This window comes from Ruegeria sp. HKCCD7559 (assembly GCF_013110575.1).
In the GTDB taxonomy this organism is placed as follows: Bacteria; Pseudomonadota; Alphaproteobacteria; order Rhodobacterales; family Rhodobacteraceae; genus Ruegeria.
Genome location: NZ_WVQU01000001.1, coordinates 590,618 through 612,792 on the forward strand (window position 1 = coordinate 590,618; position 22,175 = coordinate 612,792).

General features: G+C 59.6%; 18 protein-coding genes. 13 read left to right on the forward strand and 5 right to left on the reverse strand.

Annotation, left to right across the window (positions count from 1 at the left end; all coding sequences use genetic code 11):
• Positions 1-42: 42 nt before the first annotated feature.
• The 4 genes from GS605_RS02945 (at position 43) to GS605_RS02960 (ending at position 5,333) form a co-directional block, all read left to right on the forward strand.
• On the forward strand, positions 43-1,287 hold the full coding sequence (locus GS605_RS02945) for a sarcosine oxidase subunit beta family protein (RefSeq protein ID WP_171723009.1): 1,245 nt from the start codon (positions 43-45) through the stop codon (positions 1,285-1,287).
• A 75-nt stretch (positions 1,288-1,362) separates the two neighbouring features.
• The gene (locus GS605_RS02950) at positions 1,363-1,692 is read left to right on the forward strand and encodes a sarcosine oxidase subunit delta (RefSeq protein ID WP_171631333.1); all 330 of its coding nucleotides are present in this window, start codon (positions 1,363-1,365) and stop codon (positions 1,690-1,692) included.
• Between the two features lie 67 nt (positions 1,693-1,759).
• Positions 1,760-4,774, forward strand: a complete 3,015-nt coding sequence (locus tag GS605_RS02955; RefSeq protein WP_171723010.1) for a sarcosine oxidase subunit alpha family protein — start codon at positions 1,760-1,762, stop codon at positions 4,772-4,774.
• The gene (locus GS605_RS02960) at positions 4,767-5,333 is read left to right on the forward strand and encodes a sarcosine oxidase subunit gamma (protein ID WP_171723011.1); all 567 of its coding nucleotides are present in this window, start codon (positions 4,767-4,769) and stop codon (positions 5,331-5,333) included. The genes GS605_RS02955 and GS605_RS02960 overlap by 8 nt, the downstream gene beginning before the upstream one ends.
• Before the next feature lie 35 nt (positions 5,334-5,368).
• Here GS605_RS02960 and GS605_RS02965 read toward each other — a convergent pair whose 3' ends face one another.
• Entirely contained in the window at positions 5,369-5,761 is a 393-nt protein-coding gene (locus tag GS605_RS02965) for a hypothetical protein (RefSeq protein WP_171723012.1), read from the reverse strand.
• A 102-nt stretch (positions 5,762-5,863) separates the two neighbouring features.
• The gene (locus tag GS605_RS02970) at positions 5,864-6,682 is read right to left on the reverse strand and encodes an FkbM family methyltransferase (RefSeq protein WP_245223415.1); all 819 of its coding nucleotides are present in this window, start codon (positions 6,680-6,682) and stop codon (positions 5,864-5,866) included.
• A gap of 43 nt (positions 6,683-6,725) precedes the next feature.
• Between GS605_RS02970 and GS605_RS02975 the strand changes: the two genes are divergently transcribed.
• The 3 genes from GS605_RS02975 (at position 6,726) to GS605_RS02985 (ending at position 8,888) form a co-directional block, all read left to right on the forward strand.
• Positions 6,726-7,325 carry a superoxide dismutase gene (locus tag GS605_RS02975; protein ID WP_171228054.1) on the forward strand — a complete coding sequence of 200 codons (600 nt, stop codon included), beginning with the start codon at positions 6,726-6,728 and terminating at the stop codon, positions 7,323-7,325.
• A gap of 4 nt (positions 7,326-7,329) precedes the next feature.
• Complete coding sequence (locus tag GS605_RS02980) at positions 7,330-8,208, forward strand: metallophosphoesterase (protein ID WP_171723013.1); 879 nt, start codon at positions 7,330-7,332, stop codon at positions 8,206-8,208.
• Between the two features lie 218 nt (positions 8,209-8,426).
• Positions 8,427-8,888, forward strand: a complete 462-nt coding sequence (locus tag GS605_RS02985) for a host attachment protein (RefSeq protein ID WP_171631353.1) — start codon at positions 8,427-8,429, stop codon at positions 8,886-8,888.
• Between the two features lie 43 nt (positions 8,889-8,931).
• On the opposite strand, the gene GS605_RS02990 is transcribed toward GS605_RS02985, so the two are convergent.
• Positions 8,932-9,483, reverse strand: a complete 552-nt coding sequence (locus tag GS605_RS02990) for a TIGR00730 family Rossman fold protein (RefSeq protein ID WP_171723014.1) — start codon at positions 9,481-9,483, stop codon at positions 8,932-8,934.
• Positions 9,484-9,610: 127 nt separating this feature from the next.
• Here GS605_RS02990 and GS605_RS02995 point away from each other — a divergent pair, with 127 nt between their 5' ends.
• The 3 genes from GS605_RS02995 to GS605_RS03005 are packed head-to-tail and all read left to right on the forward strand — an operon-like array spanning position 9,611 to position 13,322.
• Positions 9,611-10,984 (forward strand): LysM peptidoglycan-binding domain-containing protein, encoded by a 1,374-nt coding sequence (locus GS605_RS02995; protein WP_171723015.1) that lies wholly within the window; start codon positions 9,611-9,613, stop codon positions 10,982-10,984.
• 58 nt (positions 10,985-11,042) lie between these two features.
• A complete protein-coding gene (locus GS605_RS03000) occupies positions 11,043-12,866 on the forward strand; it encodes an ABC transporter ATP-binding protein/permease (RefSeq protein WP_171723016.1) in 1,824 nt (607 codons plus the stop codon).
• Positions 12,867-12,923: 57 nt separating this feature from the next.
• Positions 12,924-13,322, forward strand: coding sequence for a DUF2147 domain-containing protein (locus tag GS605_RS03005; RefSeq protein ID WP_171723017.1), 399 nt, complete (start codon positions 12,924-12,926; stop codon positions 13,320-13,322).
• 44 nt (positions 13,323-13,366) lie between these two features.
• On the opposite strand, the gene GS605_RS03010 is transcribed toward GS605_RS03005, so the two are convergent.
• On the reverse strand, positions 13,367-17,155 hold the full coding sequence (locus tag GS605_RS03010; protein ID WP_171723018.1) for an efflux RND transporter permease subunit: 3,789 nt from the start codon (positions 17,153-17,155) through the stop codon (positions 13,367-13,369).
• Positions 17,152-18,378, reverse strand: coding sequence for an efflux RND transporter periplasmic adaptor subunit (locus tag GS605_RS03015; protein WP_171723019.1), 1,227 nt, complete (start codon positions 18,376-18,378; stop codon positions 17,152-17,154). The genes GS605_RS03010 and GS605_RS03015 overlap by 4 nt, the downstream gene beginning before the upstream one ends.
• A gap of 226 nt (positions 18,379-18,604) precedes the next feature.
• On the opposite strand from GS605_RS03015, the gene GS605_RS03020 reads away from it, so the two are divergent.
• The 3 genes from GS605_RS03020 to der are packed head-to-tail and all read left to right on the forward strand — an operon-like array spanning position 18,605 to position 22,156.
• Positions 18,605-19,276: a hypothetical protein gene (locus GS605_RS03020; RefSeq protein WP_171631369.1), complete on the forward strand. Its 672-nt coding sequence runs from the start codon at positions 18,605-18,607 to the stop codon at positions 19,274-19,276.
• 44 nt (positions 19,277-19,320) lie between these two features.
• Positions 19,321-20,643, forward strand: a complete 1,323-nt coding sequence (locus GS605_RS03025) for a PQQ-like beta-propeller repeat protein (RefSeq protein WP_171723020.1) — start codon at positions 19,321-19,323, stop codon at positions 20,641-20,643.
• A gap of 49 nt (positions 20,644-20,692) precedes the next feature.
• On the forward strand, positions 20,693-22,156 hold the full coding sequence (gene der / locus GS605_RS03030) for a ribosome biogenesis GTPase Der (RefSeq protein ID WP_171723021.1): 1,464 nt from the start codon (positions 20,693-20,695) through the stop codon (positions 22,154-22,156).
• The last annotated feature ends 19 nt before the right edge of the window (positions 22,157-22,175 follow it).

Consider the following 22,175-nt stretch of genomic DNA (forward strand, 5'->3'; position numbering starts at 1 on the left):
CGGCATATCTGCGCCCAATCACCGAACCGGATGGATTCGCACATGAAACACTATTCAGCCTTTGCTGTGGCGCGGGAAGCTCTGCGCTATCACACCGGATGGGAGCGCGCCTGGCGCTCACCCGAACCCAAGAAGCGCTATGACGTCATCATCGTTGGTGCTGGCGGTCATGGTCTGGCGACCGCGTATTACCTTGGCAAGAACTATGGCATCCAGAATGTCGCGGTTATCGAAAAAGGCTGGCTGGGCGGCGGCAATACCGGTCGCAACACGACGATCATCCGTTCGAACTATCTGCAAGACCCGTCGGCGGCGATCTACGAGAAAGCGCGCAGCCTCTACGAGGACCTGAGCCAGGAATTGAACTACAACATCATGTTCAGCCCGCGCGGTGTCATCATGCTGGCGCAGACCCAGCACGAGATCCGCGGCTATCAGCGTACGGCCCATGCCAACGCTTTGCAGGGCGTGAAAACCGAATGGATTACGCCTGAGCGTGTCAAGCAACTGGTGCCAATCATCAATCTGGATGGCCCCCGGTATCCGGTTCTGGGCGGCCTTTGGCAGGAACGCGGGGGCACTGCGCGCCATGATGCGGTGGCGTGGGGCTATGCGCGTGCCTGTTCGGCGATGGGTATGGATATCATCCAGCAATGCGAAGTCACCGGTGTGCGCTCGGACAACGGGCGCGTTGTCGGGGTCGATACCACCAAGGGTGCCATTGATTGTGACAAGCTGGGCATCGTCGTCGCCGGCCATTCGGGTCAGTTGGCCGAGATGGCGGGCTTCCGCTTGCCGCTGGAAGCCGTCGCGTTGCAGGCGCTGGTGTCCGAGCCCATCAAACCCTGCATGGATGTGGTCGTGATGGCCAACACCGTGCACGGCTACATGTCGCAATCCGACAAGGGCGAAATGGTGATCGGCGGGGGGACCGACGGGTTCAACAACTTCACGCAGCGCGGGTCGTTCCATCATATCGAGGAAACGGTGCGGGCGCTGGTCGAAACCTTCCCGATGATTTCGCGCCTGAAAATGCTGCGCCAGTGGGGCGGGATCGTGGACATGACCGGTGACCGCTCGCCCATCCTGTCGAAAACACCGTTGCAGGGCTGCTTTATCAATGGCGGCTGGGGCACCGGTGGTTTCAAGGCGATTCCGGGCTCGGGCTGGGGGATGGCGCAGTTGATGGCGACGGGCCATTCACCGCTGACCGAAGCCTTCTCGATGGACCGCTTCAAAGAAGGCCGCTTCATAGACGAAAGCGTGGCCGCCGGGGTGGCGCACTAGGGAGATTCCCGAAGGTGCCAGAAAACAGAATTCGGGTCGGCCCCCGCGCTGACCGACCGCCAAAAGGATGACAACATGCTAATCCTGAACTGCCCCTATTGCGGCGTAGACGCCGAAGAATCCGAACTGGCCGCCGGTGGCGAAGCGCATCTGAAGCGTTTCGGCCCGGGCTCGTCCGATGACGAATTCCACGACTATCTGTTCATGCGTGAAAACCCGAAAGGTGTTCATTTCGAGCGCTGGCGGCACGCCAATGGTTGCGGCAAGTGGTTCCACGCCGCGCGCTGCACGCAGACACTCGAAGTGTTCGGAACCTACACGGCTCAGACCTCCGAACCGCCGCAAGACATCAAGGATGCCATCACTGCCAAACGGCCCGGCTGGACGTGGAGAGAGTTCTCCTGATGTTTCATTTTTTCAATAATACTCCCGCCGGAGGCTTTGACGCCTCCACATGCGAAAGGTCCGCACAATGAGCACCCGTCTCGCAAAACAAGGCCGGCTGATTGACCGGTCGAAAAAGGTCACATTCACCTTCAACGGAACCTCGATGCAGGGCTATGAGGGGGATACGCTTGCCTCGGCCCTGTTGGCCAATGACCAGATGATGGTTGGCCGGTCGTTCAAATACCACCGTCCCCGCGGCGTTGTCGCCAGCGGCGCGGAAGAGCCGAACGCGCTTGTCGGCCTGGGGCAGGGCAACCGGTTCGAGCCGAACCAGCGCGCCACGACGACCGAGGTGTTCAACGGCTTGACCGCGATTTCACAGAACCATTGGCCAAGCCTTGAATATGATATCGGTGCGGTGAACACGGCCTTTGCCCGGTTTCTGCCGGCCGGCTTCTACTACAAGACGTTCATCCACCCCAAACCCTTCTGGAAACACGTCTACGAACCGTTCATCCGGCAGTCGGCGGGATTGGGCAAGGCGCCCGACAAAGACAACCGGGATGCCGACACTTATGAACATTTCTACGCCTTTACCGATGTTCTGGTGATCGGCGGCGGTGTGGCTGGTTTGCAGGCAGCCAAGGCGGCGGCACAATCCGGTGCCAAGGTCCTGCTGATCGAGCAGACCGCGCATTGGGGAGGTCGCGCGCCGGTTGACGGCGGCACCGTGGATGGTGAGCCTGTGGATAAGTTCGTGGAACAATTGGTTTCCGAACTCGAAACAATGGACAACGTCATCATGCGCACGCGCTGCATGGGAGCGGGTGTTTATGACCATGGTTATGTGCTGGGATACGAACGTCTGACGGACCACACGCCGGGCGTGCAGGGCCCGCGCCATCGTTTGTGGCGCATTCGCGCCAAGCAAATTGTAACGGCAACGGGTGCAATTGAAAGACCATTGTCCTTTGCTGGCAACGATGTTCCGGGTGTGATGCTGGCATCGGCCATGCGCGACTATGTCGTGAACTGGGGGGTTACCCCGGGCGAACGTGTCATCGTCGCCACCAACAATGACGACGCCTATCGTACCGCGATTATCCTGAAACAGGCAGGTGTGGATGTTTTGCGCATTGTTGACGCCCGGGCAACGGCCGGACCTTTGGCGGAAGAAGCCCGCCAGTTGGGTATCCGCGTCGATCCGGGCAAAGCCATTGCCAAGGTCAAAGGCGGCAAGCGCGTCAAAAAGGTAGCCATCTGCAATCAGGAAGGCGTCGGCGGCGCGCGTGAAGAAGTTGAGGCGGATGCAGTCGCCATGTCCGGCGGCTGGTCTCCGGTCGTGCACATGTGGTCCCATTGCGGGGGCAAGCTGATCTGGGATGAGGCAAACGCGCATTTCCGGCCGGATCCCGAGCGTCCACCGCTGGGGGTAGACGGCAAAGGGTTCGTTGTTGCTGCTGGCGCGTCCAACGGCCCTCTGGCGTTGCAGGATGTTCTGACAGACGCCCATGCGGCCGGTAAGGCGGCCGCCAAGGCGGCTGGCTTCAAGCCCAAGAACACCAAGGCGCCCGCAGGGGACACAACCGCCGAAGCGCCGATGGAAGCGGTCTGGCTGATGCCGGCAAATGCAGAAGTCCAATTGCGTATGAAATCCTGGCTGGATTTCCAGAACGACGTCAAGGTTTCAGACGTCCAACTGGCCGCGCGCGAAGGGTATGAAAGCGTCGAACACACCAAGCGCTATACCACGCTGGGCATGGCGACCGATCAGGGTAAGTTGAGCAACATCAACGGATTGGCGATCCTTGCTGATGCTCTGGAATCCGAAATTCCCAAGGTTGGGACAACCACTTTCCGCCCGCCCTATACGCCCATCTCGATGGGTGCGATCGGTGGTGAGGCACGGGGTGAGGTCTTTCAGCCGATCCGTCGGACACCGATGCACAACTGGCACGACAGGAACGGCGCCGATTGGGAGCCGGTCGGCCACTGGCGCCGGACCTATGCCTATGTCCGCCCCGGCGAATCCGTGCATGACGCGGTGAATCGCGAGGTGAAAAACACCCGCGAGAACCTCGGCCTGCTGGATGCATCGACGCTGGGCAAGTTGATCGTCAAAGGCCCGGATGCCGGCAAGTTTCTGGACATGTTGTACACCAACATGATGTCCACGCTGAAGGTCGGCAAATGCCGCTATGGCCTGATGTGTTCGGAAAACGGCTTTCTGATCGACGACGGCGTTGTCGCCCGCATCGATGAAGACACCTGGCTGTGCCACACCACCACCGGCGGGGCCGAGCGTATCCATGGTCACATGGAAGAATGGCTTCAGACCGAATGGTGGGACTGGAAAGTCTATGTCGCCAACGTGACCGAGCAATACGCGCAGGTCGCCGTGGTCGGCCCCAATGCCCGCAAGGTGCTTGAAAAGCTGGGCGGCATGGATGTCAGCAAAGAGGCGCTGCCCTTCATGGAATGGCGCGATGGCAAGATCGGAGGCTTCGATTGCCGGGCCTACCGCATTTCGTTCTCAGGCGAGCTGTCTTATGAAATCGCCGTTCCGGCCAGCCAGGGGCAGGCGTTCTGGGATGCCTTGATGGAAGCAGGCAAAGAGTTCGGCGTGATGCCTTACGGAACCGAATGTCTGCACATCCTGCGGGCCGAGAAGGGCTTTATCATGATCGGGGACGAGACCGACGGCACCGTGATCCCGCAGGATTTGGGGCTGCACTGGGCGCTGTCCAAGAAGAAAGAGGATTATCTGGGCAAACGCGCCCATTCGCGGACCCACATGGCGGATCCCGAGCGCTGGAAACTGGTCGGTCTCGAGACTGTGGACGGATCGGTTCTGCCGGATGGTGCTTACGCGGTGGGCGAGGGCGTCAATGCGAACGGTCAGCGCAACATGATCGGCCGTGTGACGTCGACATATTACTCGGCCAATCTGGGCAAAGGGATCGCCATGGGGCTGATCAAGCACGGCCCCGACCGCATGGGCGAGATCGTCGAGTTCCCGGGCACGGACGGTAAAACCTACAAAGCCAAGATCGTGGACCCGATCTTTTATGACAAGGACGGGGAGAAGCAGAATGTCTGAACCCATCAGCGCATTGAACCACGCCAGCTATGACGGCATCGCCAAGGTCCAGGAATGCGGCCTGCAAGGCATGATAACCCTGCGCGGCGACCTGTCCGACAAGGTGCTGGCCAAGGCCGTCAAGGATGCAACCGGTCAGAAAGTGCCGGGTCAGCGCGAGGTGCTTGTGACCGGCGATACCGGCGTGGCTTGGATGTCGACCGACGAGTTGCTGGTTCTGGTGCCTTATGCCGAGGTCGAAGCCAAACTGGCCGACATGGTCGGTGCCCTGAGCGGCACCCATGCTTTGGCGGTCAATGTCTCGGATGCCCGCGCCGTCTTCAGCGTCTCTGGTGCCAGCGCAAGAGAGGTGCTGGGCAAGGTCGCGCCCGCCGATCTGTCGGCGGATGCATTCCAGCCCGGCCAGATTCGCCGCACGCGTCTGGCGCAGGTGGCTGGTGCTTTTTGGATGGATGATGAACAGACCTTCCGCGTGGTCTGCTTCCGTTCCGCTGCGGATTACGTGTTCAAACTGCTCAAGGTGGCAGCACAGCCCGGCAGTGAGGTTGGGATCTACTGAACAAAAAAAAGCCCCGGTTCATCCGGGGCTTTTTCTTACTTGACTGTCGAACAGGTCCCGACTCCGAAAGGTTTGTTCGCGAAATTTCCCTGAACGAATGCCATGCGGACGGCGACCGTATTGTCGGTTGTTTTCAGGTTCGCCTGATATCGAACGCGGACATTGCCGCCGGCAACCATTTTCTGATCGAGATTCCAGATAATACGATATCCCTTGGCGCCGCGGTCTTTGAATTTTGCCTTGGCCCAATCCTGGTACGAAGTGGCGGCCATCGCCGAAGATGCGGCGGGGTCGATCCGGAACGCATACTCTGGCGCAATCCAGCCATGGGCGTCCTGTTTGGTCATCTTGCAATGATAGGTAACCGTTTCTGCCGCAGCGGTATGTGCAAGAAATGCGGCGACTGCAATCGGTAAAAGTCTTTTCATTTTATCCACTTGGGCATGATTCTTGGTGTGTGCAATCAAACTGATACACCTCAATGCCGCAAGCGGGACCTCGCGTGAACGAAGAAAAAAATGCCAGACGTTCTACCCATGCAAGAGAACGGTGTGAAAACGGCTCAGGCCATCTTCGGTCAGCAAGTCCGAAATCTCTACAGGCTGTGACTTGTCATCCGACAGGTTTGCGTAATAACCCAGTTCATCCATCAATGCGCTGACACGTTCGTGCCTCTGGTCTTCCGGAAGCAGAGGTGCGTGAAGAGACAGAAGAAGGGCGGGGCGGCGTTCCTTCAGCCACGCGGACAAAGTGGGGGCAACAATGAATTCCGCGCCCTCGATGTCCATTTTGACCAGCGAAACCCGTGACAGGTCGTTTGTTTTTTCGAATTGGTCCCAGGCGATCGTCAGCGCATCAGACCCATGCGCCCCGTCGTGCAGAAGCGAACTGGTGGAATCCCCGGGTTCACCGCGCACAGAGGCCATGCGTGCCACGCCAAATCGATCTGACAGGGCGACCCCGAATGCCGAAACGTTCTGAATACCGTTCAGATCAAGATTCCATGCCAGATGCCGAAACGCGGTCGGGTCAGGCTCAAAACACCAGACATGCCGTGCCCTTCGCGCACCGTACAGCACCGTCGGGCCAATCCACGCGCCGATGTCCAGATAGTCGCTTTGAGGGGACAGGAACCGGTCAAGAACTGCAAATGTTTCAGGCTCCCAAGCGCCCGCAGTGGCCTTGCGCCAGAATTTCGAATGGTACGGGTCCAGACGAAACGGCTCGCCGTTCAGATTGCCCGCATAATATCCGCGGGCGCGATAGAACATCTTGCGCGCCTGTGTCAGCATCGCCTGCCTCCGGGTTTTCTTGCCACGCCCCTTGACCTGCGGCGGTTGCCAAAGCATTTAACCTTGGGAACCGCAACTTACATTTAAACAGGGGGCCGACATGGCTTTTGAACTTCCTGATCTTCCTTATGCACATGACGCGCTGGCAGCCAAGGGTATGTCCGCGGAAACGTTGGAATATCACCACGACCTGCACCACAAGGCCTATGTCGACAACGGCAACAAGCTGATCGCCGGCACCGAATGGGACGGCAAGTCGCTGGAAGAGATCATCGTTGGTACATACGACGCAAACGCCGTGGCACAAAACGGTATTTTCAACAACATCAGCCAGTTGTGGAACCACAACCAGTTCTGGGAAATGATGGGGCCGGGCGAGTCCAAGATGCCGGGCGAGCTGGAAAAGGCGCTGACCGAAAGCTTCGGTTCGGTGGATGAATTCAAGTCGCAATTCAGTGCCGCCGGTGCGGGTCAGTTCGGTTCGGGCTGGGCGTGGCTGGTCAAGAACGCCGATGGCTCGCTGGCCGTCACAAAAACCGAGAATGGCGTGAACCCACTGTGCTTTGGTCAAACCGCGCTGCTGGGTTGCGATGTTTGGGAGCACTCCTACTACATCGATTTCCGCAACAAGCGCCCGGCCTACCTGTCGAACTTCCTCGACAATCTGGTGAACTGGGAAAACGTCGCATCGCGGATGTGACGTATTGAACCGACGTCGGTTCATAAAGGGCCTGCTGGCGGCGACGCTGGCAGGCCTTGTCACGGCCGCCTACGGGTTCATCATTGAACCCGCGGTTCGGCTGCGCGTGCGCAAATGGCGCATTCAGCGGGACGACTGGACAGCGCCGCCGCTCAGAATCGCCGTACTGTCCGATATGCATGTGGGCGAGCCCTATGTCGGCCTGAACCGCGTAAGGCAGGTGGTCCGCCGAACCAATGCGCTGGCTCCGGACGTGATCCTGCTGTTGGGTGATTTCTTTGCAAGCCACAAAGGTGTCTCGGACACGGTCAAGATGCAGGACCTGGCCCCTGTGCTTGCCGGGCTTGAGGCGAAGAATGGTGTCTTTGCCGTTCTGGGCAATCACGACTGGTGGGATGACAGGTCGGCACAGCGGCGCGGGTCCGGGCCCAATCGCTATGCCGAAATTCTGGAACAGAACGGGATTTCGGTGTTGTCCAATGCCGCGATCAAACTCGAAACTCAGGGCATCTGGCTGGCCGGTCTCGAGGATCAGCTGGCGATCTGGCGCAACGGCGAGCCGCAAGGATTGGACGATCTGGAAGGTACTCTGGCGCAGATCACCGATGACGCTCCGGTTGTGATGATGGCGCATGAGCCCGATGTGTTTCCCACTGTGCCCGGGCGGGTGGCCTTGACCCTTTCAGGGCACACACATGGTGGCCAAGTGCGCCTGTTCGGCTGGTCGCCCGTGGTGCCATCGAAATTCGGCAATCGCTATGCCTATGGCCATGTACGCGAAAATGGGCGCGATCTGGTCGTTTCGGGCGGTATCGGCTGTTCGATCCTGCCGGTTCGTCTGGGCGTGACGCCCGAAATCACCGTTGTCAAGATGTCCGCCTAAAGGGTTGATGACCAGCCGGTGAAAACCCGCCGATACATGCCCTTTCTGCGTGACGGTATCTTGTTTGCTGTTTTCCAGTACACATCTCTGTAGGGTAGAGGGAGAAACTGCATATCAATTCAAACAATGATCGGGCTGCGCACTGTTCGTGCGTCAACGAACCCGCATGTCCAGCAGGTCGAGGGATACCCAGAACACAACCTAATCAGGAGATCGCAATGGTCGCACTTACACAGGGAACTTGGGTTATTGTTGCAGATGGAGAGAAAGCGCTGGTGATGGAGAATATCACCGATGCCGACGATCCCAATTTTGTCGTCGTCGCTGTCGAAGAACAAGACGGCCCGACCGGAAAACCGACGGACCGCGCAGGTCGTCGCAACGACGGCGGACCAAAACAGAAATCGGCAATTGAAGAACCCACGTGGAAGGCGCACGCAAAATCTCTGTTCGTGCAGGATCTGGCGAACCTGTTGAACCGCAAGGGGCTGAAAGGCGCCTATGATCGGCTGGTTCTGGTGGCCAGCCCCCATGTTCTGGGTCTGTTGCGGCGTCGGTTACACAGCGAGGTGCTGGGAAAGGTCGTGGCCGAGGTCAACAAGACCCTGACCAATCATCCTTTGCACAAGGTCGAGCAGGTGGTGCGCCTCAGTCTGCAACCCAAAGCCAGACTTGCCTGATGAATACGGCGGGCGGTTCAACCGCCCGCACGGTTTCCCATCCTCAGGTCAGCTTGTCCCGCAGGGCGATCATGGCTGTATCGGCGTCTTCGACCCAGGTGATGAAATCCGCCAAAGACGTGTCGGCAAAGCCTTGCCCGATCACCTGATCCAACAATGTGTGCAACGCGTCCCAATAGCCGTTCACATTGACCACGACGATTGCCTTGTCATGCAGGCCAAGCTGGCGCCATGTCAGCGCTTCGAACAGCTCGTCCAGCGACCCCGGACCGCCCGGCAGAACCACGACGGCGTCGGCGTTCATGATCATGACCTTCTTGCGCTCGTGCATTGTCTCGGTGATCACGAAGTGGGTCAGATCCGTCTTCCCGACCTCGCGCTTGACCAGATGCACCGGAATGACGCCGAAGGTTTCACCACCGGCATTCTGCGCGGCGCGGGCCACTTCACCCATCAAACCGACATCTCCGGCTCCGTAGACCAGCCGCCAGCCTTCCTGCGCCAGCAGGCTGCCAAACTGCCGTGCAGTTTCAGAATAAGCCTTCTCGGCTCCATTGCGTGACCCGCAGTACACACAGACTGATTTCTGAGACATCAAAGGGGGGCTCCGGGGTTGTGTCAGGGGTTTTGACCCGTGATAGCGGGATTGATAGATTGGCTCAACTGTCCGTCGGAAAGCTTTTCAACGCATAGCTTTTGCCCGGCGGAGTGAAAGGAAAATAATGGACGCCAAATCGGGAAACGGAAGCTCGGGCAATTTCATCTGGGGGGTGATTGCGGGTCTTGTTGCGATATTGGGCGCGGGTGGATTGTATCTGTCCGGCGTCTTCACCAAAACGCCCGAGCCGAGCGCCCCGCAGGAAACCGCCTCTGCCGTAGCCCCGGAACCTGTAGGGCAGGATGCGCAGGTTTCGGAACCGGAAGTGGCTGAACAGGCGGCTCCTGCGGATGAAGGGCCCACGACCGAGCCTGTCGAGGACACTAGTGAAACGGCTGACGCCTCTGACGCGGACACCGCCGTTGCCAAGACGGAAGATATCGCGCCCCAGCCAGCGGCCCCTCCGGCCCTGGATCAGATTTTTGTTGAGCCAGATGGCACGGCGCTGTTGTCCGGCGATGCCGAGCCCGGCAGCCGGATCGAGGTGCTGCTGAACGGCGAAACCCTGCACAGCTTTACCGTGGACGGCAGCGGCCAGTTTGCCGAATTTGTTTCGATCCCGTTCAGCGACGCGGCTCAGGGGTTGGTCCTGCAAAGCAAGGATGGCCAACGGATCACACAGTCCGACGACTATCTGATTGCGGCATTGCCAAAGCCGGTCGAAGAAGCGCCTGTAACTGAAGAATCGCCAGCATCCGATCCGGACACGACGGCCGACGCCGAAGACGCCACGATCGCGACAGCCGATGCAGACGTTGAGCCCGAAACGGCGACCGAAGTTCCAGCGCCAGAAACTGATGTGACCGGAACCGAAACCACCGTGCCGGAGGCCGAGGAAACGCAAACCGCCGACTCGCCGCCGCAGACACCCGAACCGGATCAGCAGATTGCGGTGCTGCGGTCCGGCGAAGAAGGGGTTGAACTGGTGCAGCCGCCTGTGGTGCGGGATACGCCCCCTGATCAGATCGCACTGGATACCATCGGGTACTCTGATACCGGCAATGTCCAGCTGACGGGGCGTGTGCAGGACGGTGCAGCCGTTCGACTGTACCTGAACAATCGCCTGATCGCCGATCTCGACCCGAAAGAGGATGGATCCTGGCGCAGCGATCTGGAGGGGATTGATCCGGGTGTCTACACGCTGCGCGTGGACGCGGTGAATACGGACGGGACGGTGCTCAGCCGGGTCGAAACCCCGTTCAAGCGAGAGCCGGTTGAAGTTCTGGATGCCGCAGTCGCGGCCAGTCAGGCCAACGCGCAGGGCGAAGCAGCTGCCATCCGTTCGGTTACGGTTCAACGGGGCGACACGCTGTGGGCCATCTCGCGCGACCGGTTTGGCGACGGGGTCCTGTATGTACGGCTGTTCGAGGCCAATCGCGACCTGATCCGCGATCCGGATCTGATCTATCCGGGGCAGGTCTTCACCATACCTGAATAAGCATCGCCTTTGGCCCAAGCGGGCCGGGGTCAATCTCTGACCGCAGTTAAGGTACGTGATGAGACGAACACCTACTACGACCCCGGACGATACGGTGCCGCGTGACGAGCGAAGCTCGGGCTGGCGCACGATCCGCAAAGTGGCACCCTATCTTTGGCCACAGGATGAACCATGGGTAAAGCGCCGCGTGGTGATTGCCATGGTCATGCTGGTTCTGGCCAAGCTGATCGCGGTCTATACGCCAATCCTTTACAAAGGTGCCGTTGACGCGCTGGCAGGTGAGGGCGTGCCGCCGGTGGCGCTGGGCGCGGTCGGGCTGACGGTCGCCTATGGCGTGGCGCGGATGCTGACCGTGGGATTCCAACAACTGAGGGATGCGGCCTTTGCGCCCGTAGGGCAAAGGGCTCTGCGGGCGTTGGCGCTTGAGACCTTTCGGCACATTCACAACCTCTCGATGCGTTACCACGTGTCCCGCCGTACCGGAGGGCTGAGCCGCATCATCGAACGGGGTGTCAAGGGCGTCGAGTTCCTGTTGCGCTTTCTGCTGTTCTCGATCGGGCCGCTGATCCTGGAACTGCTGCTGGTGGCGATCATCCTGATGTGGCTGTTCGATGTCTGGTATCTGGTGGTCGTCGCCGTCACAATCGGTCTGTATATCTGGTTCACATTTGCCGTGACCGAATGGCGGGTGAAGCTTCGGCGCGAGATGAACGATCAGGACACCGAAGCCAATCAGCGCGCCATCGACAGCCTGCTGAATTTTGAAACTGTCAAGTATTTCAATGCCGAAGCGCGCGAAGCTGAGCGATATGATGTGTCGATGAAAGCCTATGCCGGGGCGGCGCTGAAAACGGCATATTCGCTGGCATTTCTGAATTTTGGCCAGTCATTCCTGATCACTTGTGGTTTGATCGGTGTGATGGTTCTGGCTGCCATCGGGGTTCAGAGCGGAAACCTTACAGTGGGCGATTTCGTCATGGTCAACGCTTACATGATCCAGATCACCGTACCGCTGAACTTTCTGGGGACGGTCTACCGGGAAATCCGGCAATCGTTGGTCGATATGGGCCAGATGTTCGATCTGCTTGAACAGCCCGCCGAAGTCACCGACAAACCCTGTGCGCCCAACCTCAAGGTGAATGGCGGCGAAGTCACGCTGGACGATGTGCATTTCGGCTATGACCCTGAAAGGGAGATCCTCAAAGGTGTTTCGTTGACCGTTCCTGCCGGGCAGACCGTGGCCATCGTGGGGGCAACCGGGTCTGGCAAATCAACCATCGGGCGGCTGCTGTTCCGGTTCTACGATGTGACCAAAGGATCCTTGAAGATCGATGGACAGGATGTGCGGGATGTGACGCAGTCCAGCTTGCACGCGGCCATCGGCGTTGTGCCGCAGGACACGGTATTGTTCAACGACAGCATCCGGTACAACATTGCCTATGGCCGTGACGACGCCACCCCGGAGGAGGTCGAGGCCGCGGCCCGAGCTGCGCAAATTCACGATTTCATCACCTCGCTGCCCGAAGGCTATGACACTATGGTCGGTGAACGGGGGCTCAAACTGTCAGGTGGTGAAAAACAAAGAGTCGGCATCGCGCGGACTTTGCTCAAGAACCCGCCGATCCTGTTGCTGGACGAGGCGACCTCGGCCTTGGACACGGATACCGAGCAGGACATCAAGGATGCGCTGGCGCGCGCAGGAGAGGGTCGTACGGTTATCACCATTGCCCATCGCCTCAGCACCATTGCCGAAGCGGACCGGATCGTGGTTCTGGAAGCGGGCGAGGTCATTGAACAGGGCACGCATGACGAGTTGCTGGCGCGGTCGGGGCGGTATGCCCAATTGTGGAACCGGCAGCAATCGGACGGGGAAGCGGCCTGAAGATCCAAACATGGAGCGAAACAGGGTAGAATACAAAAAACCAGAAGGGTGCCTGTCATGATGAAGCGATTGAAGTCACGACTATCGTCTATTGCGATCGCGATTAGTCTGCCGGTCATTGTGGCGGCCGATCCCATCGTGGGTGTCTGGAAGACTGAACCTGATCGCAAGAACCTGATTTCGCACATCAAAATCACGGCGTGTGGGGATAAGTTCTGCGGTCGGATCCTGTCGGCCTATGACTCTTCAGGCAAGGAAGTCCAAACACCGAATATCGGTAAGAAACTGTTCTGGGACGTGGCCGGTGAAGGCGGAGGAAAATACGGCGGCGGCGAATTCTGGGTCCCGTTGATCAACGTGGATGCGGTGCCACAGATGACGTTGCAGGGGGACAAGCTGCTGGTCAAAGGATGCGAACATGCGATTTGCGCGCATCAGACGTGGTCCCGGTTGTGATGATGGCCAAATGAATAAGGACCGGGAGTTCCGGTCCTTTTCGTTTATTCAGCAGCTTTCAGCGGCGGGCCAGAGGGGCGACCAGACTGATCTGATCGACTGTCCTGTTCTGATCCTTCAAAACGCGAGTCGTCCTCCCACACAATTTCAGTGGCCTGCATCTGCCGGGCAGAGCGCCCTATCGCCATGTCCTGCGCGATCTGGCTGGACCGGCCTGCCGTTACACGGGCCAGAACTCGGCTGAGCCAGATCGCATAGGTTGTCACCCAGACCCGCAAGGCCAGAAGCGATGGGGTGACGATCAGCGTCAGAACAGTTGCAATGCCCAGGCCAAAGACCACCGCTGTGGCCAGCTGTTTCCACCACAGTGCGGTGGGGCTGTCGATGGAATAGCCGCCATTGATGAAGTCCAGCGACAGGCCGAACATCATCGGCGTCAGACCGGCCATCGTTGTCAGCGTGGTCAGCAGAACCGGGCGGATACGGGATTCCGCGGTGCGGATGATCGCCTCGATTCTCGGCATATAGCTGCTGTATTCCTGATAGGTGTCGATCAGAACGATATTGTTGTTCACCACGATACCGGCCAGGGCCACGATGCCGGTCCCGGTCATGATGATCGAGAAGGGCTGTTCCATCACGATCATGCCGATCAGAACCCCGGTGGTGGACAGAACCACCGCCAGCAGCACGAGAACTGAATTGTAGAACGAGTTGAACTGCGCCAGCAGGATCACGAACATAAGCCCCAGGGCGCCCATGAACGCGTTCACCAGGAAGGCGCCGGATTCTTCCTGCTCTTCCTGATCACCAGTCCATTCCCAGCTGATCGCGTTGGCGAACGGGCCGGTTTCCAGCCATTCCGTCAGCACCGCAATACGCTCGTTCGGGTTGATCAGCGCAAACTGAGCATCCCCGTCTTCGATTGCGCTGCGCAGCTGGTCGACACTTTCTGCGCCGGTCAGTTGAACCAGTTCATACGACTTTCCACCCGTACCATTCAGAACGGTGCCGGTCGGTGTGTAGCCTTCCGTCACTTCACGCATGGCGGCCAGCCGCACCTGTTTTCCATCGGGGCCTTCGGTCACAACCTTGCTCAGCCCCGGTTCGACATCCGCTTTGACGTCGTAGTATCGCTGCTGGTCGACGCGGTTGATCTCGGCCAGCTTGGCCACGGGTTTGCGCGTTACGAAGTTCGACAAGGGCACCAAACCGTCCGGGGTACGGACCTTGAGTGTATCCAGTGTCGACAAAACGCGGTCTTCTTCGGGCAGGCGAACGCGAATTTCGATCTCTTCGTCATTGCTGTCCGGGCGCATCTCGCCCAGCAATATACCGCGCGTGACCAACTGGACCATGGCGCCGACGGTTGCCACGTCGGCTCCGAACCGACCGGCCTTGGCGACATCCACGTCAATCTGCCAGTCGATGCCGGGCAGGGGCAGGGTGTCTTCGGTCTTGATCAGGCCCGGCGTGGTGTCGAAAACCTCGCGGGCGGTGATCGCTGCCGAGGTCAGGTCTTCCCACCCGTCACCCTTGATGCGCAGATGCACAGGCTTGGCCGAAGCAGGGCCTTGCTCCAACGGCAAAATCTCGACGATGATGCCGGGGATCGTTGCAAGTTGGGCATTCAGCTCATCAATCACGAAGTCGCCATCATATTCGGGCGCCACGAAGTGCCGTTCGAACAGGCCCCACAGGGCCGATTCCGAAACGTTGGGGCGGTCTTCCCAGGGGATGATCTCGAACTGAACCCGGCCCACTGTATCGGCCGGCGCCTGAGCGCCACCGTTGTTCTGGTTCAGGCCACCTTCGCCCGCAAAGGCAAAGACGTTGATGACCGCAGGGTGGGTTCCGATGATCTCTTCGGCGGCAAGAACCATCGCGTCTTTTTCCGCCAGGGAAAGGTTCCCGCGGGCACGCACATATGCGGTGGCCTGTTCAGGTTCGCTTTCCACGAAGAATTCAACCCCGCGGGATTCCTGAGGAAACCAGACGAAGGCCACGAAATACACCGTCGTGAAAACCGTCAGCAGGGAAACGACCGGCATGATCGGATTGCCGACAAGGAACCGAACGACATGGCCAAAAAGCGTGTGTTCGTCCGCTGTATGAACGTGGTCCTCTTCGGCGCGTACCATTTTGGCCGCGCTCAGCGTTACGGACCCGGCAAACGCCCCGAACAGGAACAGCAGCGCCCCGGCGATCGAGCCACCGGGCAGCAGGTAGTTGGGGTTCAGAACCTGCATCGCACCCAGAAAGATCATGTACAGCGACGGCGGCACCATCAGCACCCGGACCCACCATGGCGTGCGCGCCCGCAACCAGGTCGAAGACCGATCGAAGAGGCGGCTCAGGCGGCCGGACACACCGCCCATGACCGGCAGATAGATCAGCGCCACGATCAGCGACGCCGACAGAACGAAGATCAGCGTGACCGGCAGCATTCCCATGAACTCACCGGGAATACCGGGCCAGAACAACATGGGCAGGAACGCACACAGCGTCGTCGCGGTCGAGGACACGATGGGCCAGAACATGCGCTGGGCGGCCTCGACATAGGCGTGCATCGGGCCCACGCCTTCCTTGATGCGTTTGTCTGCGTATTCCACCACGACGATGGCGCCATCCACCAGCATCCCCACCGCCAGGATGAGGCCGAACATCACGATGTTCGAGATGCTGACACCCATGACCGCCAGAAACGCAAAACACAGCAGGAACGAGGTCGGGATCGCAAAACCGACCAGCAGGGCGGCCCGCGTACCCAACGAGGCAAGAACCACGATCATCACCAGCGCAATCGCGGTCAATACCGAGCCTTCAAGCTGGCTGACCATCGAGCCGACGATGCGGCTCTGGTCGTTCGATGTACCCAGATCAACCGCCGCCTGAAGCTCGGGCGGCCACTTGGTCTTTGCATGCGCAATGGTTTCCTTCACCTGCGCGACGGTGTCGATCAGGTTATAGCCCTTGCGCTTGACCACCTGCAACGCGACGGTCGGTTCACCGTTGAAACGGGCCGTCCCTTCGCGGTCTTCGAAAGTGTAGTTGATCTGTGCCAGTTCCCCCAAGGTGACGACCCGATCACCGTTGACCTTGATGGGCAGGCCGTAAACATCCTGTGCGGTTTTGAACGACGACGGTATCTTGACCGAGAAGGTGCCCTGCGCGGTTTCAACTTCACCGGCTGCAATCAACTGGTTGTTGTTCCGTACCACGTTGATCAGCTCGTCCGCCGTCACGTTGTACGCTTCAAGCCGAAGCGGATCGATCACAACCTCGAGCATCTCGTCGCGATTGCCTGCGATACCGGCTTCGAGAACGGAATCCAGAGCCTCAAGATCGTCCTGTAGATCCTTGGCGACACGGGCCATCGTGCGTTCGGGAACGGGACCGGTCAGGTTCACGATGACGATCGGGAATTCGGAAAAGTTGATCTCGGTCAGGGAATATTGTTCTGCGCCTTCGGGAAAGTCCGCCTGAGCTGTGTTCATCGCGTCACGCACATCGGCCATGATCGCGGTCTTGTCCCAACCGAAGTCAAATTCCAGCGCGACCCCCGCATAGTTTTCGGCAGCGGTCGATGTCATTTCCTTGAGCCCGTCGAGATCCGCCAGTTCGGTCTCCATCGGCTTGATCAGCAGGTTTTCGGAATCCTCTGCGGAAATCCCGGGAAACTGCACGGATACAAACAGGGCAGGGATTTCGATATCCGGCTCGCCTTCTTTCGGAAGCGAGACATAGGCAAATCCGCCGATAACCAGCGAAATCGCGATAAATGCCAACACCATGCGGGCTCGATCAGCGGCCCATGCGACAACACCGGTCATTGTGACGCTTCCCGATAAGTCGGCGCTACGGTCACACCGCGTGTCACGAACTCTTGTCCGACAATGATTATGTCGGCTGTTTCGGGGAGACCGTCGACCCAGACACCCTCGGCCGTGTCACGCAGAATGCGGACAGGCAGGAAATCCACCACATTGCCGGTGCCGACAGTACGGACACCCAATTGACCCTCGTTGCTTAGGGTCAGGGCGGATTGCGGCAGCAGATGTGCCTTTGTGCCTTCGGCTGCGATGCTGATGGTCGCGGTCTGACCGTCGCGAATGGTCAGATCCGGGTTCGGAACCGTGATTTCAACTTCGAACGTGCGCGTTGTTTCATCAGCCGACCGGCTGAGGAACGTGACGCGGCCGCCAAGCTGCCGACCGGTGACCAGCGTTGCCGATGCCTCGGACCCCACCTGAACACGGTTGACTTCGGTTTCCGGCACGAACCCGACCAGTTTGATCGGATCAAGCTGAATCACGGTTGCGCACAGCGATCCGGGCTGCATCAGGCTGCCCAATTCTGCGGTGTCGCTTTCCAGCAGGCCCTTGAACGGGGCTTTGATGGTCAGGCGTCCGACCTCTCGCTGCGCGGCTTCAACTGCGGCTGCGGCTGCTTCGATTCCGGCCCGGGTCGCCTCCAGCTCGGCTTCGGCGGACTTTACACCTGCTTTGGCGGCGCTCATCGCAGCCTCGCTGGAAATTCGGCGGGTTTCCGAAGCAAACCCGGTTTCCGCCAGTTTGCGCGAAGCCGTCAGATTGATTTCGGCCTCGGCCACACGTGCATGCGCCTCTTGCAAGCGGGCTTCAGCCTCGGGAATGCGGCTTTCGGCTTCGAGTTTTCCGGCCAGCGCCTCGGCCAGTTGCGCCGGACGCGTGCCGGGGTCGAGTTCACACAGAACATCCCCGGCCTCGACAAAGGCACCTTTGCGCTTGGGTTCCGAGATGACCGTGGATGTAGTTTCAGACAAAACCTCGACCTGCCGGTTCGCCTTGGTTTGTCCTCGCAGCAGAACCGCACTGTCAATTTCGCGCGCCTGCGAACGCAGGGCGACCACGCCAACGGCATCAATATCGGTCTCGTCGGATTCGACGGCTTCGGTCTGTACCGCTTCTTCTGCTTCGCCACGTCCGGCGAAAGCAAACAAAGAGTCGCGCTCAAAAACAAGAAAATACAACGCAACAATAACCAGAAGGGCGTTGATGAAAGAAATCAAACGCATTCAGTGTTTCTCCTAGAATTCGGTGCCAACAAAAGCGGGGCCGTCTTGGTATGAAATGGGGCGTCGGCTGTGTAATTTCTACACTAAACTGAATAGTTCGGTTTAGTTTTTTTCGCAAGTGAGAAGCCAAGCGGTGAAAATGCGCAAAATCGGACCCTTGGCTTGGCGTTGGTGCCGGGGTATGACATGGCGCACTTATGCAAGACACACAGCCCAGGGGGCAGGAATGAGCGACACCGACAGTTTTATTGATGAGGTCACGGAAGAGGTACGCCGTGATCGGATGTATCTGCTGCTGCGCCGCTGGGGTTGGGTTGGTGTGGCGGCGGTCGCGCTGATTGTCGGCGGGGCGGCGTTCAATGAATACCGCAAATCCCGCGATACGGCGCAGGCGCAGGATCTGGGTGACTCGATTCTGGCGGCTCTGTCGGAAAACGATTCTGATGCACGGGCGGCCGGTTTGCGGGAAACCGAGGCGCAGTCGCCGGGCGGGAATGCTGTTCTGAACATGCTGCTGTCTGCGTCTCAGCTTGAAGCGGGATCGCGCGAAGAGGCGGTCAACAGTCTGAACGCGGTTGCCGTGCAGGGGGATTTGCCCGAGATCTATCGCGCGATCGCAAGCTTCAAGGCGCTGTTGTTGCAAAGCGACACCTTGCCCGCCGCTGACCGTCGACAGCAGTTCGAAGCGCTGGCGGCGCCGGGTGCGCCCCTTCGACTGCTGGCCGAGGAGCAACTGGCCCTGATCGACGTGTCCGAGGGCAATGTCGATGCGGCACTGGACCGCTTGCAGGCGCTGCGTCAGGACGCCGAGGTCGGTATTGATCTGCAACAACGTGCGGCCCAACTGATAGTTGCATTGGGCGGCGAACCCGAGCCATTGGTGGCACAGCAGGGCTGACCAGGCGGGACAAAAGACTTAATGACAGGCGAGTTCGGAACATCATGGTAACAAGACTAATTTCCCGCGCGGGATTGCCGGTTGCGGCACTGGCTTTGACCGCATTGACCGCCTGTGAACCCCCTGAAGCGATCTTGCCCGGAGAACGTGAAGACATCCGTCCGGCGTCTGATCTGGAAACAGTGGAAAAGAGCGGCTCTCAGCCCATCAGCCTGCCAGCTCAAAAAGCGAATGCCAGCTGGCCGCAAAGCCCGGGGACGGCTGCTTTCCGAACCACGAACGCGGCACTGCGTGGCTCGCCACAGCGGGTCTGGTCTGTGTCGATCGGGCAGGGCGACTCGCGCAAGCAACGTATCACCGCCGAACCGGTGGTTGCGGGCGGGTTGATTTATACACTGGATGCGGGGGCGACGGTGTCAGCGGTCACGCCGCAGGGCCAGTTGGCTTGGGATACCGATCTGGTTCCGCCAAGTGACGGTGATGCAGACGCCACCGGTGGCGGCTTGGCCTATTCGAACGGCGTTCTCTACGTGTCGTCCGGGTTTGGGCGACTGACCGCATTGGATGCAAAAACGGGCGCCGTGCGGTGGCAGAAGCGATTGGACGCAACCGGAAGCGGCTCTCCGATGGTCAATGACGGGTTGTTGTACCTTGTCGCGGGGGACGAAACCGGGTGGACCATCAACACCAAGGACGGGCGTATCGCCTGGCAAATCGAAGGCACGCCCAGCGTCGGTAACGTTCTGGGCGCACCGGCACCGGTGATTGCCTCGGACCTGGCAGTGTTTGCATTCGGGTCCGGCGATGTTGCGGCCACCTTCCGCCGTGGGGGCATCCGTCGCTGGAATGCGTCGGTCGCAGGCGGGCGGCGGGGACGGGCCGCCGCGCAGATCGTTGACGTGACCGGCAGTCCGATGGTTGTCGGAAACACAATCTATATCGGCAACCATTCTGGCCGGACCGTTGCCTTTGACGCCGCCACCGGTGAACGCCGCTGGACCGCCGATGAAGGTGCGGTTGATACTGTCTGGCCTGCAGGCAACAGCATCTTCCTGATCAGTGACCGCAGTCAGCTGGTGCGCTTGAATGCGGCCGATGGCTCGGTCATCTGGGCGCAGGATCTGCCAAGCTTTGTCAAGGACAAGCGAGGCCGCCGCGGTCCGATCTTTGCACATTACGGTCCGATCCTGGCCGGAGGCCGTATTGTGATTGCGTCCAATGACGGGTATCTGCGCTTCTTCAATCCGGTTAACGGGGCACTGGTTCACCAGGTCGAAGTTCCCGGAGGTGCAACTACGGCTCCGGTTGTTGCCGGGCAAACGCTGTATGTCGTTTCCTCCAAGGGAGATCTACACGCTTTCCGTTGACAGCAAGATGCGCTAAAGGGCGCTTCTTGAGTCTTGAAAGTTGAGTATCATGTCGCTGACCCTCGCCATCGTGGGGCGCCCGAATGTGGGCAAATCCACCCTGTTCAACCGCCTTGTGGGCAAACGTCTGGCCCTGGTCGACGACCAGCCCGGCGTGACGCGTGACCTGCGCGAAGGCGAAGGGCGTCTGGGCGATCTGCGCTTTACCGTGATTGATACGGCGGGTCTTGAGGACGCGACGGATGACAGCCTTCAGGGGCGGATGCGCCGTCTGACGGAACGTGCCGTGGACATGGCTGATGTCTGCCTGTTCATGATCGACGCGCGCGTGGGTGTGACACCAACGGATGAAATGTTCGCGGAGATCCTGCGCAAACGGTCCAAGCACGTGATCCTTGCGGCCAACAAGGCCGAAGGCAATGCTGCGGATGCGGGTGTTCTGGAAGCTTACAACCTTGGTCTGGGTGAACCGGTCCGCTTGTCGGGCGAACATGGTGAAGGGATGACGGACCTTTATGCGCAGCTGATGCCTCTGGCAGACGCGGCAGAGGAAAAACAAGTCGAGGAAGCCCCGCAAACGGACATTGAACTGGACGAAGACGGTGAGGGCGAGACGCCGCTGATCACCGCAGCCAAGCCCTTGCAGGTTGCGGTGGTGGGGCGTCCGAATGCGGGCAAATCCACCTTGATCAACAAGATCATCGGCGAAGACCGTCTGTTGACCGGGCCAGAGGCTGGCATCACGCGTGACGCAATCAGCTTGCGAATCGACTGGGCTGACCCGGACGGTCAAAGCACGCCGATGCGGATCTTTGACACCGCAGGGATGCGCAAGAAAGCAAAAGTACAGGAAAAGCTAGAAAAGCTCTCCGTGTCCGACGGCCTGCGCGCGGTAAAATTTGCCGAGGTCGTCGTTGTGTTGCTGGACGCCGCGATCCCGTTTGAACAGCAAGATCTGCGGATTGCCGATTTGGCCGAGCGTGAAGGCAGGGCCGTTGTCGTCGCCGTCAACAAATGGGACATCGAAGACAACAAGCAGGAAAAGCTGCGCGAGTTGAAAGAGTCGTTTGACCGGCTGCTGCCGCAACTTCGCGGCGCGCCGCTGATCACGGTTTCCGCCAAGACGGGCCGGGGACTGGAGCGTTTGCGCGACGCGATCCTGCGCGCCCATGACGTCTGGAACCGCCGGGTGCCGACTGCCGCTCTGAACCGCTGGCTGACGGCCATGCAGGAACAACACCCGCCGCCAGCCCCACAGGGACGCCGGATCAAACTGCGCTACATGACGCAGGCCAAGACCCGACCCCCGGGGTTTGTGGTGATGTGTTCGCATCCCGACAAAATGCCTGAAAGCTATACCCGTTACTTGGTGAACGGTTTACGGCAGGATTTCGACATGCCCGGAACACCGATCCGCCTGACGCTGCGCGGGCAGGGGGACAAGAACCCCTACAAGGGTCGGCGCAAGAAAAACGCGGGCGCATTGGCCAAGCATCTGAAGGGGCGCGGGTAAGCTACGCACCAGAATCAGG

Coding starts and splice junctions, on each gene's coding strand:
- GS605_RS03020 (WP_171631369.1), top strand. CDS start 18,605: ATGAGCGACACCGACAGTTTTATTGATGAGGTCACGGAAGAGGTACGC.
- GS605_RS02955 (WP_171723010.1), top strand. CDS start 1,760: ATGAGCACCCGTCTCGCAAAACAAGGCCGGCTGATTGACCGGTCGAAA.
- GS605_RS02945 (WP_171723009.1), top strand. CDS start 43: ATGAAACACTATTCAGCCTTTGCTGTGGCGCGGGAAGCTCTGCGCTAT.
- GS605_RS02975 (WP_171228054.1), top strand. CDS start 6,726: ATGGCTTTTGAACTTCCTGATCTTCCTTATGCACATGACGCGCTGGCA.
- GS605_RS02965 (WP_171723012.1), bottom strand. CDS start 5,761: ATGAAAAGACTTTTACCGATTGCAGTCGCCGCATTTCTTGCACATACC.
- GS605_RS02960 (WP_171723011.1), top strand. CDS start 4,767: ATGTCTGAACCCATCAGCGCATTGAACCACGCCAGCTATGACGGCATC.
- GS605_RS02985 (WP_171631353.1), top strand. CDS start 8,427: ATGGTCGCACTTACACAGGGAACTTGGGTTATTGTTGCAGATGGAGAG.
- GS605_RS03010 (WP_171723018.1), bottom strand. CDS start 17,155: ATGACCGGTGTTGTCGCATGGGCCGCTGATCGAGCCCGCATGGTGTTG.
- GS605_RS03025 (WP_171723020.1), top strand. CDS start 19,321: ATGGTAACAAGACTAATTTCCCGCGCGGGATTGCCGGTTGCGGCACTG.
- GS605_RS03000 (WP_171723016.1), top strand. CDS start 11,043: ATGAGACGAACACCTACTACGACCCCGGACGATACGGTGCCGCGTGAC.
- GS605_RS03005 (WP_171723017.1), top strand. CDS start 12,924: ATGATGAAGCGATTGAAGTCACGACTATCGTCTATTGCGATCGCGATT.
- GS605_RS02995 (WP_171723015.1), top strand. CDS start 9,611: ATGGACGCCAAATCGGGAAACGGAAGCTCGGGCAATTTCATCTGGGGG.
- GS605_RS02990 (WP_171723014.1), bottom strand. CDS start 9,483: ATGTCTCAGAAATCAGTCTGTGTGTACTGCGGGTCACGCAATGGAGCC.
- der (WP_171723021.1), top strand. CDS start 20,693: ATGTCGCTGACCCTCGCCATCGTGGGGCGCCCGAATGTGGGCAAATCC.
- GS605_RS03015 (WP_171723019.1), bottom strand. CDS start 18,378: ATGCGTTTGATTTCTTTCATCAACGCCCTTCTGGTTATTGTTGCGTTG.
- GS605_RS02950 (WP_171631333.1), top strand. CDS start 1,363: ATGCTAATCCTGAACTGCCCCTATTGCGGCGTAGACGCCGAAGAATCC.
- GS605_RS02970 (WP_245223415.1), bottom strand. CDS start 6,682: ATGCTTTGGCAACCGCCGCAGGTCAAGGGGCGTGGCAAGAAAACCCGG.